The following is a 13,862-nucleotide window of genomic DNA, read 5'->3' as shown; positions in this document are numbered from 1 at the left end:
CAATGAGAATGTGCCAATTAGAAAATTAGAAAATGAGTCAATTTTCTAGAGCTGAAACTTGAAACCTGAAACTTGAAACAAAAAACTCCTTGACAAAAGAACGCATCATATTAGGAATCGACCCCGGAACCACAATCATGGGTTTTGGACTGATTAAAGTCATCAACAAAAAAATGGAGTTTTTGCAGTTGAACGAACTGCAATTGTCCAAATATGATAATCATTACCAAAAACTAAAAATCATTTTTGAGCGTACCATCGAATTAATCGAAACGCATCATCCTGACGAAATTGCGATTGAAGCACCTTTCTTCGGAAAGAATGTTCAGTCGATGTTAAAGCTTGGACGCGCACAGGGTGTTGCTATGGCCGCCGGACTTTCCAGAGATATTCCGATTACAGAGTACGAACCAAAAAAGATAAAAATGGCGATTACCGGAAACGGAAACGCCAGTAAAGAACAAGTAGCCAAAATGCTGCAACAACTTTTAGGCTTGAAAGAATTGCCTAAAAACCTCGATTCAACTGATGGTTTGGCAGCGGCAGTTTGTCATTTCTTTAATTCAGGAAAAATCGTTGCCGGGAAAAGTTACTCGGGTTGGGATGCTTTTGTGAAACAAAATGAAGACAAAATCCGTAAATGAGAAAATGTGTCAATTAGACAATGTGTCAATTAGAAAATTAGATAATTCTTGGATTGAGAATATTACATTATCTCTTTATCAAATTTCTAATTTTCCCATTATATTGACCATTTACATCATTATCTAATTGTCACATTATCTAATTATCTAATTAATGAGCGGTATCTACATCCATATCCCTTTTTGCAAGCAGGCTTGCCACTATTGCGACTTTCATTTTTCGACTTCGATGAAAAAGAAAGATGAAATGGTTTTGGCTTTGGCCAAAGAAATAGGCATGCGTAAAAATGAATTTGAACTTCTCGACTCCGCTCGAAGTGACAATCAAATTGAAACCATTTATTTTGGCGGTGGAACTCCTTCAATATTATCAAATGAAGAAATAAACTTTCTAATCTCAGAAGTCTATAAAAATTATAAAGTCTCAGAAAATCCCGAAATTACATTGGAAGCCAATCCGGATGATTTGTCTTCAGAACGAATTTTAGAATTGTCAAAAAGTCCAATAAACCGTTTGAGCATTGGTATTCAGTCTTTTTATGAAGAAGATCTGAAAATGATGAATCGCGCTCATAATTCGGCGGAAGCCAAAAAATGTTTAGAAGAAGCGACTAAATATTTTGACAATATCTCGCTGGATTTAATTTACGGGATTCCAGGATTAACTGATGAAATGTGGAAACAAAATATTGAGACCGCTTTGAGTTTTGGTGTTCCGCATATTTCGAGTTATGCCTTGACCGTTGAACCCAAAACAGCTTTGAGAAAACTAATTGACACCGGAAAAATTGCTGAACCACAAGATGAAGTAGCTTCAAATCATTTTATGATTTTGGTCGACACCCTTCAAAAAAATGGCTTTATTCATTACGAATTGTCCAATTTTGGAAAAGAGAATTATTTTTCCAGAAACAATTCGGCGTATTGGCTGGGTAAAAAATATATCGGAATCGGACCTTCGGCGCATAGTTATGATGGCGAAAAAAGAGGCTGGAATATTGCCAATAATTCACTTTACTTAAAATCAATTCAGGATAATATTTTACCGATTGAAACCGAAGTCCTATCAAAGTCCGATCGTTATAACGAATATATTATGACGGGATTACGAACGATTTGGGGCGTTTCCTTAGAACGAATTGAAAAAGAGTTTGGTTTGGAATATTTGAACTATCTGCAAAAACAAAGTCAGAAATTCCTAAACGATGATTTACTTTCAATTGAGAATAATATTTTAAAACCAACTGCAAAAGGAAAATTCTTAACAGATGGAATTGCTTCAGATTTATTTTATTTAAATTTGGAAGACTAAATTCGCCACAAAGACACAAAGGCAGAAAGAATAAACTTTGTGACCTCGAGCCTTTGCGGCATAAAAACCTTATTTGTGTTAGCAAAAATCAACAACTTCGAAATCGACTTATCAAAACCCATTGATATCTCCATTTCGTTAACCAATACAGAAGAAAACCCGATTGCCTGGTATATCGAAAAACCAGTTATTGAACCTGTTGTTTTTGGTGATTGGATTGGGAAAGTTTCTGAAGGAAAATCTTCGACGAATTTTAATAATATATTTTTCAACCCGCATGGGCATGGAACGCATACGGAATGTCTGGGGCATATTACGAATGATTTTTACAGCGTCAATCAGGCTTTAAAACAATTCTTCTTTTTTGCCAAATTAATCACAGTTGAACCTGAAAAGATTGGTGAGGATTTAGTTATTACAAAAGATCACATTTCGACTTCGCTCAATGTGACAAATGCTTCAACTTTACTTACTGAAAAAACGGAAGCCATTATTATCAGAACTCTTCCAAATCAAAAAGATAAGAAATCTAGAAAATACTCCAATACAAATCCGCCTTATTTATCCGAAGACGCAGCGACTTTCATCCGCGAAAGCGAAATTCAGCATTTATTGATTGATTTACCAAGCGTAGACAAAGAACATGACGAAGGAAAATTATTGGCTCACAAAGCGTTTTGGAATGTAAAAGACACACATCAGTTAAATGCCGACGCACGCTTTGAAGCAACGATTACTGAAATGATTTTTGTTTCTGATGAAATTCCAGATGGAAACTACGTTCTAAATTTGCAAATTGCTTCTTTTGAAAATGATGCAAGTCCGAGTAAACCAATTTTATATTCTATAGTAAATTATTGATTATTAATTAGTAGTTTTATATTAGTACTAATTAAGTAACTATTTTTGAATTGAAAACAGCTACAAAACAAAGCACAAATCAGAACAATAAGTATACACTTATATGTGTTTTTCTGGTGACTTTTTTCCTGAATTTCTCCTCACTTTATAGCCAAAATGAGAAATCTCAGGACACCGCTAATTTCATCTATTATCCTGATAAAATAATGATCAGGACCAATTTGAGCACTCAAAGTGACAACTATTTGCTCAATAATAAAAAGGGAGCAAATCTTGACTTAGAAACCAATAATAGCTACAAACTATTCCTAAGTGTCGATTATAAATTTATAGGTTTTAGTTATGGTTTTTACCCAAAGTTTTTTGGCGGAAATAAAGACGAAGATTTAAAAGGAAAATCTACTTTCTCTGATTATAATTTCCGTTTCTTTTTAGGACGCTGGCTTCAAACGGTAAATTACAGCAAAACAAAAGGCTATTATGTAGCTAATATGAAAGATTTTGCACCGGATTGGGTGGAAGGAAAAGATCCTTATCTTCAATTTCCTGATTTTAAAACCTTGCAATTAGGAATGTCGACCTCTTATATTTTCAATCCTAAATTCTCTCTTAAAAGTATTACCACATTTACAGAATGGCAGAAAAAAAGTGCCGGAAGTTTCGTTCCGTCTTTAATTTATAGTTACAATACCATTCGGTCAAAATCAGACGATATTGACGGTAAACAAAAAGAATTTGATCTTCGTCTTGCCGCAGGATATTATTATAATTTCATTATAAACAAAAGATTTTATGTGGCTTCCCATTTATCACCTTCTTTAGGCGTAAAATTCATGAAGGACAAAAGCATAGATTCGGGAGTTGAAACTATTGAGAAAGACACTTATTTCACGAGAAACCTTGATGGTGGCTTAAAAATGGGATATAATTCAGACCGTATACTTTTTGGCGCCAGTTTAAATTTCAGTGTCAGTTCTTATAATCAGGATAAATCTACTGTTATCAGTAATGACAAAATTTTCGGATTGTTGTATTTTGGCTACCGATTTGATGCACCCGGCTTTATTGCAAAACCCGTTGAAAAAATTGACGACAAAATTAAAATGTAGTAAAATAAGTTGCTAAGGTTCTTAGATACTAAGAAGCTTAGTTTCCTTAGTATCTAAGAACCTTAGTACCTCAGAACCTATTCAAAAAAAATGAATCAAATTACCGTTTCTACTGATAAAAACAAACTTGATGTTCAGTTCATACAAAACTTTCTAAAAGATATTTATTGGGCAGCCGGCCGAACTATTGATGAAGTTCAAACTACTATTGATGCTTCGGTTTGTTTTGGAATCTATCTCGATGATAAACAAATTGGTTTCGCACGTGTCATTACAGATTATGTGGTTTTTGGATATGTAATGGATGTTTTTATTACTGAGGAACATCGCGGCAAAGGCTACTCCTCTATTTTAATTGAAAACATGATGAACGAACCCATTTTAAAAAACATTCAAATTTGGAGATTGGCCACAACAGATGCCCATTTTTTATATGAGAAATTCGGTTTTAAAACTTTAGAGCATCCTGAAAAAATGATGGAGAAGAAATTATGAAAACAATAATAAAACTTGAAGAATTAGGTTTATTTATATTTGGAATCTATTTGTTTAGTCTTTTAAATTATCAATGGTGGTGGTTTTTAGTCTTAATTTTAGCACCCGATTTTTCGATGCTTGGTTATCTCTTTGGAAATAAAAGTGGTGCTTTTTTATATAATATATTTCATCATCGGGGAATTGCAGTTTTGTTGTATATTTTAGGCTGTTATTTTAAAGTTGAAATATTACAACTTACAGGAATTATTTTATTTTCACATTCAGCAATGGATCGATTTTTTGGATACGGTTTAAAATATGAAAGTGGTTTTAAATACACGCATTTAGGCGAAATTGGTAAATAATAAGGAATTATGAATCTAGAAACGTATTACGAATATTGTCTTTCTAAAAAAGGTGTCAGCGAACATTTCCCTTTTGATGAAGACACTTTGGTTTTTAAAGTGGGCGGAAAAATGTTTGCTTTATCTTCCTTATCACAATGGGAAAAGAATGAGCCTTCAGTCAATTTAAAATGCGATCCGGAACGCGCACAGGAACTACGAGCCGAATATGATGAAATAAAACCAGGCTTTCATATGAGCAAAGTACACTGGAATACTATTGCGCTGAACGGCAGTTTATCGACCGCTTTTATAAAAGAACTTATCGATCATTCGTATGAATTGGTTTTCAAAAGTTTGACAAAGAAAATTCAGAACGAAATTATCGACCCGAGGTAATTTTTTACCGAACAGGCGGAGCAATTAGAAAATTAGGCATTACATTTGCAGCATCAGTCAAAAACTTAGCAACTCAGTTACTTAGCAATTTATCAAACATGAAAGAACAATTTAAAAAATTTCTAAACGAAGAACAAGATCCAAAAGCGATTGAAAAAATCACTTCAAAACTCAATGATTTATTGATGAAGGGTGAGGAAGTTGGATATATCGCGGTTCAAAAAAAACCTGCAATTACTGTTTTTCCAGATAGTATTGTATTAACAAACAAAAGAATTATTATCTGTAAACCTAAAAACTTAGGTCTTTCAATGGACTTTACGGATTATACCTGGGATGAAATCGTGGGGACTTTTGTAAAAGAAAATATATTAGGATCAGAGTTCTCTTTTTCTACAAAAACAGACATTCAGGTTTCAATAGATTATATTCCTAAAATTCAGGCAAGAAAAATTTATACGTATGCTAAAGAGCAATTGGATATCTTGAAAAACCCAGTTGTCACTGCAACACCAATTCAGGAAGTTATTGAACCAGAATACGAATATGAAGAGGTAGAAGAAGCAATTGAAGAAGTAGAAACTGAAGAAGTAACGAATTATGCTGAAATTATGCCAGCTGTTACCCCTTCTCCATCTTATGAAACATATGAACCAATTCAACCTACTCCAACTTCAACAGGAGAACGTAAATTAAGTGAATTATCCAAAGAAGAACTTTTTGATAAATTACAGAATTATAAAAAACTTCTTGATAACGGATTGATCATGCAAGGTGAATATGATGCTTATAAAAAAGAGATTTTAAGTTATATGTAATTTAGTCGAAAGTCATAAAGTCGAAAGTTTAAAAGTCATTCACTTTATATAAAAAAGAAAGCCAGAAATAGAAATTTCTGGCTTTTTAGTTTTTCAGACTTTAAGACTTTCGACTTTCAAACTTTATGACTTAGAGAGTAGCTTTCTGTTTTTCTACAAAACTATTCGACTGTAATTCTAATAATTCTTTTGCATTTTTACGTTGCAGATCGTATAAACTTTTATCCTCAGCAATATCAGCATAAACCCTGTCGTGCATTTGAGCACTCGTTTTCTTAAGTAATTCGCGTTGGTATTTGTTTTGTTCCAATGTCGCTTTCATCGCTGTTTCCGCTTCTTCCTGTTTAAAGTCGAATTCGCCTTTTGGCGCTAACAATTTGGCAATAATTGGAGAGGTTTCGATCGCCAAAAACAATAACATTATAAAGAAAGAAGGCAGCCATGGTAATTTATTCAAAGCGTTAATCCTGGCCATTAAACCATCAAAACCTTCAATAATCGGTTGTGTTTGTGAAACTTTTTTATCTAAATCGGCTTGCAATTGTTTGCCTGCTTTTTCTTTCTCGGCAATTTTTGCTTCGTTAGTTGTTTTTAAGGTTTCGAATTCTTTTAAGATGGCATCGTGTTTCTCGCGTTTCTCTTTATAGACAGGACCCTTCCCTAACTTTTTAGTTCCGGAAGTTCCTTCTGCTTCTGTAATGTAAGTTGAATATAAAGCGTTTACTTCTTTTTCTTTCTTTAGTATATCTGCCTTTAAAGCTACAATCTCAGCTTTATTTTTATCTAAATCCGATTTGAAATAGGTTCCAATTTGTTTTTTATTGGCCAATTCCATTTCGTTTTTTTCCTTCAATAAAACAGTATTGATTTCTTTTTCGAAAATTTTAATTTCTAATGGTTTTGAAATTACGATGGCAATAATAATCGCCAGCGCAATACGGGGAGTCGCTTGCAGAAATTCATCCATAAATCGATCTCTCTTTTTGATAGTCGAAACAATAAATCGGTCTAAATTGAAGATCAATAAACTCCAGACAAATCCAAAAATAAGGGCAGGATAAATAGAATCAAAAACAGTAAAAAGCGCATAAGCACTGGCCAGAAAAGCCATAACTGCAGTAAAAAAAACGGTGGCCCCAATACCAACATATTTGGTTTGTTCACCTTCTGAACAGCCTTCGAGTAGATCTCGGTCGGCTCCAGAACAAAGGATAAAAAATTGTTTTAACATGATTGATGATTTTTGATTGATTGATAAGGCAAATTTAACGCCAAAAAATTAATTCTGAGGTAAATAGTTGATTTGTTTTTACTTGACAATAAAAAATTTGTTCTAAATAAATGTTATTTAAACATTAATAACTTTCTCTTTTTCGCAAGAATCATAACAGTATGTTAATTTTTTTAAAGGCTTTTAGTAATACTAAGGTTCTAGTTTCGCAACCAAAATCAAACTAAAAAACTAATGAAAAAAATTTATTTATTACTAATGTTTGCATTATTAACCTTTTCCGGGTATGCTCAAAAAGCAATTATCTCAGGAAAAGCATTAGATGCAGACGACAAGCTTCCTTTACCAGGAGCAATGATTCAAATTGTGGGTGAAAACAAATACACCGTTTCGGACTATAATGGTCGTTTTGAATTGCTTAATATTAATGAAGGAACTTATCAAATACAAGTAAAATATATTGGATATACGACAACAACTCAGGAAATCAAAGTAGAAGCAGGCAAAAATAATGTTCTTGATTTTGCACTTAAAACTTCGGGAACTGAGTTAAATGAAGTGGTGGTTGGAGACATTTTAAAAGGTCAGGCCAAAGCGCTGAATCAACAAAAAAATAATAAAAACATCGGAAACGTAATTTCATCTGACCAAATGGGTCGTTTTCCTGATGCCAACGTTGGAGATGCTTTAAAACGTGTTCCAGGTATTACCATGCAAAATGACCAGGGAGAGGCTCGTAATATTATTATTAGAGGTTTGGCTCCGTCATTGAACTCGGTAACTTTAAATGGTGACCGAATTCCATCTGCAGAAGGAGACAACAGAAACGTACAAATGGACTTAATTCCGTCTGATATGATTTCGACTATCGAAGTAAACAAAACCTTAACATCAGACATGGATGCTGATGCCATTGGAGGTTCTGTAAATTTAATTACAAGAGCAACTCCAAACGGCGAAAGAATTTCTGCAACACTAGCGGGAGGTTATTTGCCAATTCGCGAGCATGCTTCTTATACAGCCGGATTGGTTTATGGAAATCGTTTTTTCGACAATAAATTAGGAGCAGTTTTCAGCGGATCGTATAATAATGTAGATTACGGATCTGATAATATTGAAAACGAATGGGTAAAAGATGATTTCGGAAATGAATATTTACAGGCTTCTGAAGTTAGAAAATATGATGTTCAACGTATTCGCCGAAGTGGTTCTGTTGCTTTAGATTATAAATTTGACGAAAACAATACCATTTTTGCCAATGCCATTTATAACTGGAGAGATGATAGAGAAAACCGTTTCAGAACTACTTATGATGATATTGAACCTCTTTACAATGGAGAAGAAATTATTGGTTTTGAAGGTCGTGTAAAACGCCAGACAAAAGGTGGGGTTGACAACGACAGAAACAAAAACAGAAGATTAGAAGATCAGCGTGTTCAGAATTACTCAATTCGTGGAGAACATTTGATCAACTCTAAATTAGATTTAGACTGGTCTGCGAATTATGCAAAAGCGAGAGAATATCGTCCGCAAGAGCGTTATATCGAATACCGTCAGACAGGTTTGGAAATGATGGAAAATTTATCTGATCCTAGATTTCCTTTAATGACAACGGTTGGTGAATCTACAGATGAATTCGAATTTGATTCGGTTACAGAAAATACAGATGAGACAAGCGAAAGTGAATTTGGTGCAAAAATCAACATTCGTTTCCCTTTCACCGTTATTCCTTCGGAAAAAGGAAGACTTAGAACGGGGCTTAGATTGCGTTTGAAAGAAAAAGAAAGAAATAATATGTTCTATTCTTATGAGCCAATCAATGACGGAATGGGATTATTATCTGAAGTCCCAACAAGTTATTATGACGGAAAAGGATTCAATTCAGGAAGCAAATATGTACCAGGAACTTTTGCATCTGCCAATTTCTTAGGAAGTTTAGATTTGAACAATTCAGCGTTATTTGACAAAGAAGCAGATCCGGCAGAATATTTAGCAGTTAATTACAATGCTAAAGAAAATATCTATGCGGCTTACGTAAGATGGGATCAGGATTTTAACGACAAACTTTCCATGGTTTTAGGTTTCCGTTTAGAGAATACTCATATCGATTATACAGGAAACAGAGTTTTGGATGAAGAGGAATTAGAAAGTGAAATCAACACTACAAACTCTTACACTAATTTATTACCAAGCATTTCATTTCAATATAATGCAACGAAAGATTTGGTTTTAAGAGCGGCTGCAACAACAGCTTTGGCTCGTCCAAACTATTATGCACTAGCTCCTTATGTAAACAATATTGCTGCAGATAAAGAAATTACAGCTGGAAATCCAGATTTGGATGCAACGTATTCTTATAACTATGATTTCATGGCTGAGAATTATTTCAAATCAGTTGGTTTGATTTCTGGTGGTGTTTTCTACAAAAGATTAAATGATTTCATTTACAATTACAGCGATAATCAATACGACAGCGTAAAATTTGCTAATGATTTTCCAAATCAGATCAACCCAATTCCGGTTGGAGAAAACTGGTCATTTGTACAATCAAGAAACGGGGATAAAGTTGACGTTTACGGATTTGAAGTGGCTTTTCAACGTCAGTTAGATTTCTTGCCAGGTAAATTCTTAAAAGGATTTGGAATCTATCTGAACTACACGTACACAAAATCAAAAGCAAAAGGAATTGCTGACGAAGATGGAAATGAAAGAAATGACATTAGCCTTCCGGGAACAACACCACATATGTTTAATGGTTCATTGTCCTGGGAAAACAAACGTTTTTCAGCCAGAGTTTCAACCAATTTCACATCAGATTATTTAGATGAATTGGGTTCTGAGTCTTACAAAGACAGTTATTATGACAAGCAGTTTTTCTTAGACGCCAATGCTTCTTTCAAAATTACAAAACAACTTCGCGTTTTTGCTGAAGCCAACAACTTAACAAACCAACCGTTGCGTTACTACCAAGGAGTTGAAGCGCACACCAAACAAGCTGAATACTATCAGGCCCGTTACAATTTGGGATTGAAATTTGACTTGTAATAACCAATTTTAAAATTCTTAAATTAGACAGGACTTTGGGGTTCTGTCTAATTTTATTAAATAAAAATCAGAATGAAAAATAATTCTATAATCGCTTTTTTACTTTTAAGTGTTTTATTCATTTCCTGTAAAGATGATAAATTAGCGCCCGTTGCTGCAAACGCAGTTAAACCAACAACCGTTACTGAAGCTTTGCCTCACGATACTGATGATCCTTCTATCTGGATTCATCCAACCGATTCTACAAAAAGCATTATTGTTGGAACCGATAAAGACACTGACGGTGGTTTGTATGCTTTTGATTTAAATGGAAAAATTGTCGGTAAATCAGAAGTTTTAAAACGCCCGAACAATGTTGATATCGCTTACGGATTAATCATCGATGGAAAAAAAGTTGACGTTGCCGTTACAACAGAACGCGAAAGCAACAAAATCAGAATCTTCAGTTTACCCGATTTAAAAGCCATTGATAACGGAGGAATTCCCGTTTTTGAAGGCGAAGAATTACGTGATCCAATGGGAGTTGCCGTGTACACACGACCAAGTGACAACAAAATTTTTGCTGTTGTAGGAAGAAAGTCAGGGCCATCAGGAAGTTATTTATGGCAATATGAACTTTCCGGAAACGGGAAATTTGCAACCGCAAAAGTAGTACGCAAATTTGGCGCTTACAGCGGAAAGAAAGAAATCGAAGCTATTGCGGTTGACAATGAATTAGGAACGATTTTATATTGCGACGAGCAATTCGGAATCAGAAAATACAAAGCTGATCCTGCTTTAAATGACAATAAAGAAATGGCTCTTTTCGGAAAAACGGGTTTCAAAGCCGATAATGAAGGAATCGCGATTTACAAAAAAACAGATTCTACCGGATATATTTTAGTATCAAACCAACAAGCCAATACCTTTATGGTTTATCCAAGAGAAGGCGCAAAAGGCGACCCGAATAATTATCCTTTATTGGCAGAAATTCCAACTTCAACAATTGAATGCGATGGTGCTGATGTCACCAGTATTAATTTAGGAGGAAAGTATAAAAATGGTCTTTTTGTAGCCATGAGCAACGGAATGACGTTTCATTATTACACCTGGGATTTGATGCAGCAACGTATTGATGCCGCTAAAAAATAATATTTTAGGTTTTCAGCCGCAGGTTTCAGTGTTTTATTTATTTTTTTTTACTGCGGTTGAATACCAAACAAAAAAGCTGTTCATAACGAACAGCTTTTTTTAGTTTGAATTAGTAATTTTCCTTATTCCGTTTTTGGCGCTCCGGCCAAGATTTCTTCGTTTGCAAATTCTTCAAATTTGGCAAAATTAGCTTTGAATTTCGCAGCTAATTCTAACGCTTTTTTATCGTATAAATCTTTGTCTTCCCAAGTGTTTCTCGGATTCAAAATTTCTTCTGGAACATTAGGGCAAGATTGTGGTTTTGCAATTCCAAATACGGCATGATTTTTAAATTCTACGTTATCCAGTTCTCCGTTTAATGCAGCAGTAATCATGGCACGAGTATATTTTAATTTCATACGACTTCCTGTTCCGTAAGGTCCACCTGTCCAACCTGTGTTGATTAACCAAACTTTTACGCCTGCATCTTTCATTTTTTTAGTTAGCATTTCTGCATAACGTGTTGGGTGCAAAGGCATAAATGGCGCTCCAAAACAAGCTGAGAAGTTAGGTTGTGGTTCTGTTACACCCGCTTCAGTTCCCGCAACTTTTGCAGTATATCCTGAAATAAAGTGGTAAGCAGCCTGACCTGGCGTCAATTTTGAGATTGGAGGCAAAATTCCGAAAGAATCTGCCGTTAAGAAAAATATATTTTTTGGATTCTGACCAATAGAACCTGGCTGAATATTATCAATATGTGTTATTGGGTAACTTACACGTGTATTTTGAGTGATAGAAACATCATCATAATCTACTTCGTTTGTTCCTGCTTTGAAAACCACATTTTCTAAAAGTGCTCCTTTTTTGATCGCTCTAAAAATGTCCGGTTCATTCTCTTCAGATAAGTTGATTACTTTAGCATAACAACCACCTTCAAAATTAAATACTGTATTTTCAGCAGTCCATCCGTGCTCGTCGTCACCAATTAATTTACGTGCAGGATCTGCAGATAAAGTAGTTTTTCCTGTTCCTGATAATCCGAAGAAAATAGCAGTATCTCCAGCTTCACCAACATTAGCACTACAGTGCATTGGTAATGTATTTTCGAAAACTGGTAAAATGAAATTCAAAGCAGAGAAAATACCTTTTTTCATTTCTCCTGTATATCCTGTTCCTCCAATAAGCGCTACTTTTTTAGTAAAATCTAAAATAGCAAAATTAGACTGACGTGTTCCGTCTACAGCAGGATCTGCCATAAAACTTGGTGCACAAATTACTGTCCATTCTGGAGTAAAGTTAGCTAACTCAGACTCTTCTGGTCTTAAAAACATATTGTAACAGAACAAATTAGACCAAGCCGTTTCTGTTACTACACGAACATTTAATCTATAATTAGCATCTGCACAAACGTATGAGTCACGTACAAATACTTCTTTATTAGATAAAAACTGTGTTACTTTATTATATAATTTTTCGAAAGCTTCTGATGAAAACGGAATATTTACATTTCCCCACCAAACCTTATCTTCAGTAATACTATCTTTTACGATAAAACGATCTTGTGGAGAACGTCCTGTAAACTCGCCTGTATTGATCGCCAATGCTCCTGTAGAGTTTTCGACACCTTGTCCTGATTGCACTGTAATAGCATGCAGTTCATCTGCAGATAATTGATAGTGAACTTTTGCATTTTCAATTCCTAATTCCTTTAACGAAATCGATTGCGAGAAAAGTGTGTTAGTGTCCATAAATTTGTAGTTGTGTATATTTATTTTTTAACTGAAAACATTTTTTACTCCTGATTTTTAATCACTTATATTTATGATATTGAATTGTTATATTTTTTATTGATACCAACAAAAAAGAATAAAAATTCACAGAAGTAAAGTTTTATGTTATTTATGAGACAAAATTAAAGATTAATTCTTAGATAGAATTTTTTATTCTGTATTTTATGATTTTTGCTTAAAAATATTAACAAATAATGCCAACCAAGCGAGAATTAATAAAAATCCACCCAAAGGTGTTGCGAATACGATAATTTTAGAATCGAATAATGTAAGGTTTTTTGTAGCTAATAAATAGATAGAACCACTAAATAAAATTACCCCTGCAATTGTTAAATTATAGATTGTTTTTAATGCTTTTGGAGTAAACTCTTTTCGGGTTGAAAGAAAAAGCAAAAAGAAAGCATGATACATCTGATAACGAACTCCGGTTTCAAAAGTAACCAACTGCTCTACTGATAAGTATTTTTTGAGAAGATGTGCTCCAAAAGCCCCTAAAATAATAGCCAGCATACCTATAAATGCACCAGTCAGTATAATTCTTCTTTTCATAATCTTCTAATACTTTTAATTTTAAAGCAAAAATACTTCAAAGTATTCAAAAAGCTTTTTACTTTCTACAATCTTTTTTTGAGAAAAGGAATTCTTTAAAGTTTTATCTGAAATAAAATACATTTCATTTTTTTAAATCAATTCAATTGTTATATTTGTAACAAATTAATATA

Annotated in this window: 13 protein-coding genes; 10 read left to right on the top strand and 3 right to left on the bottom strand. The window is 33.9% G+C overall.

The window, feature by feature from the left end; translation table 11 throughout:
- The first annotated feature begins 89 nt into the window (after positions 1 to 89).
- From ruvC to BUA98_RS03965, 8 genes are all read left to right on the top strand, one after another.
- The gene (gene ruvC, locus BUA98_RS04000; protein ID WP_035686340.1) at positions 90 to 644 is read left to right on the top strand and encodes a crossover junction endodeoxyribonuclease RuvC; all 555 of its coding nucleotides are present in this window, start codon (positions 90 to 92) and stop codon (positions 642 to 644) included.
- Positions 645 to 798: 154 nt separating this feature from the next.
- A complete protein-coding gene (gene hemW, locus BUA98_RS03995; protein WP_072970314.1) occupies positions 799 to 1,956 on the top strand; it encodes a radical SAM family heme chaperone HemW in 1,158 nt (385 codons plus the stop codon).
- Positions 1,957 to 2,031: 75 nt separating this feature from the next.
- Positions 2,032 to 2,817, top strand: coding sequence for a cyclase family protein (locus tag BUA98_RS03990; protein WP_072970313.1), 786 nt, complete (start codon positions 2,032 to 2,034; stop codon positions 2,815 to 2,817).
- 50 nt (positions 2,818 to 2,867) lie between these two features.
- Positions 2,868 to 3,926, top strand: a complete 1,059-nt coding sequence (locus BUA98_RS03985) for a DUF4421 family protein (RefSeq protein ID WP_072970312.1) — start codon at positions 2,868 to 2,870, stop codon at positions 3,924 to 3,926.
- 90 nt (positions 3,927 to 4,016) lie between these two features.
- On the top strand, positions 4,017 to 4,421 hold the full coding sequence (locus tag BUA98_RS03980; protein ID WP_072970311.1) for a GNAT family N-acetyltransferase: 405 nt from the start codon (positions 4,017 to 4,019) through the stop codon (positions 4,419 to 4,421).
- The gene (locus BUA98_RS03975) at positions 4,418 to 4,768 is read left to right on the top strand and encodes a DUF4260 domain-containing protein (RefSeq protein ID WP_072970310.1); all 351 of its coding nucleotides are present in this window, start codon (positions 4,418 to 4,420) and stop codon (positions 4,766 to 4,768) included. Before BUA98_RS03980 ends, BUA98_RS03975 begins: the two co-directional genes overlap by 4 nt.
- Positions 4,769 to 4,777: 9 nt before the next feature.
- Entirely contained in the window at positions 4,778 to 5,146 is a 369-nt protein-coding gene (locus BUA98_RS03970) for an MmcQ/YjbR family DNA-binding protein (protein ID WP_026982718.1), read from the top strand.
- 98 nt (positions 5,147 to 5,244) lie between these two features.
- Positions 5,245 to 5,964, top strand: coding sequence for a PH domain-containing protein (locus BUA98_RS03965; RefSeq protein ID WP_072970309.1), 720 nt, complete (start codon positions 5,245 to 5,247; stop codon positions 5,962 to 5,964).
- Between the two features lie 130 nt (positions 5,965 to 6,094).
- Here BUA98_RS03965 and BUA98_RS03960 read toward each other — a convergent pair whose 3' ends face one another.
- Positions 6,095 to 7,195: a DUF4407 domain-containing protein gene (locus tag BUA98_RS03960; RefSeq protein ID WP_072970308.1), complete on the bottom strand. Its 1,101-nt coding sequence runs from the start codon at positions 7,193 to 7,195 to the stop codon at positions 6,095 to 6,097.
- A gap of 234 nt (positions 7,196 to 7,429) precedes the next feature.
- On the opposite strand from BUA98_RS03960, the gene BUA98_RS03955 reads away from it, so the two are divergent.
- Positions 7,430 to 10,240 (top strand): TonB-dependent receptor, encoded by a 2,811-nt coding sequence (locus tag BUA98_RS03955; protein ID WP_072970307.1) that lies wholly within the window; start codon positions 7,430 to 7,432, stop codon positions 10,238 to 10,240.
- Positions 10,241 to 10,312: 72 nt separating this feature from the next.
- Positions 10,313 to 11,371, top strand: a complete 1,059-nt coding sequence (locus BUA98_RS03950) for a phytase (protein WP_072970306.1) — start codon at positions 10,313 to 10,315, stop codon at positions 11,369 to 11,371.
- Positions 11,372 to 11,493: 122 nt separating this feature from the next.
- Here BUA98_RS03950 and pckA read toward each other — a convergent pair whose 3' ends face one another.
- Positions 11,494 to 13,098 (bottom strand): phosphoenolpyruvate carboxykinase (ATP), encoded by a 1,605-nt coding sequence (gene pckA, locus BUA98_RS03945; protein WP_072970305.1) that lies wholly within the window; start codon positions 13,096 to 13,098, stop codon positions 11,494 to 11,496.
- A 204-nt stretch (positions 13,099 to 13,302) separates the two neighbouring features.
- A complete protein-coding gene (locus BUA98_RS03940; RefSeq protein ID WP_072970304.1) occupies positions 13,303 to 13,689 on the bottom strand; it encodes a DUF423 domain-containing protein in 387 nt (128 codons plus the stop codon).
- Positions 13,690 to 13,862 lie beyond the last annotated feature (173 nt).

The sequence above is a fragment of the Flavobacterium saccharophilum genome, assembly GCF_900142735.1.
Classification (GTDB): domain Bacteria; phylum Bacteroidota; class Bacteroidia; order Flavobacteriales; family Flavobacteriaceae; genus Flavobacterium; species Flavobacterium saccharophilum.
Note: the sequence above shows the minus strand (reverse complement) of the source record. Positions and strands in the feature narration are given on the sequence as shown.

Bases quoted from the DNA above. Each gene is read 5' to 3' on its own strand.
- hemW (WP_072970314.1), top strand. From the start codon at position 799: ATGAGCGGTATCTACATCCATATCCCTTTTTGCAAGCAGGCTTGCCAC.
- BUA98_RS03980 (WP_072970311.1), top strand. From the start codon at position 4,017: ATGAATCAAATTACCGTTTCTACTGATAAAAACAAACTTGATGTTCAG.
- BUA98_RS03975 (WP_072970310.1), top strand. From the start codon at position 4,418: ATGAAAACAATAATAAAACTTGAAGAATTAGGTTTATTTATATTTGGA.
- BUA98_RS03970 (WP_026982718.1), top strand. From the start codon at position 4,778: ATGAATCTAGAAACGTATTACGAATATTGTCTTTCTAAAAAAGGTGTC.
- BUA98_RS03965 (WP_072970309.1), top strand. From the start codon at position 5,245: ATGAAAGAACAATTTAAAAAATTTCTAAACGAAGAACAAGATCCAAAA.
- BUA98_RS03960 (WP_072970308.1), bottom strand. From the start codon at position 7,195: ATGTTAAAACAATTTTTTATCCTTTGTTCTGGAGCCGACCGAGATCTA.
- BUA98_RS03955 (WP_072970307.1), top strand. From the start codon at position 7,430: ATGAAAAAAATTTATTTATTACTAATGTTTGCATTATTAACCTTTTCC.
- BUA98_RS03950 (WP_072970306.1), top strand. From the start codon at position 10,313: ATGAAAAATAATTCTATAATCGCTTTTTTACTTTTAAGTGTTTTATTC.
- pckA (WP_072970305.1), bottom strand. From the start codon at position 13,098: ATGGACACTAACACACTTTTCTCGCAATCGATTTCGTTAAAGGAATTA.
- BUA98_RS03940 (WP_072970304.1), bottom strand. From the start codon at position 13,689: ATGAAAAGAAGAATTATACTGACTGGTGCATTTATAGGTATGCTGGCT.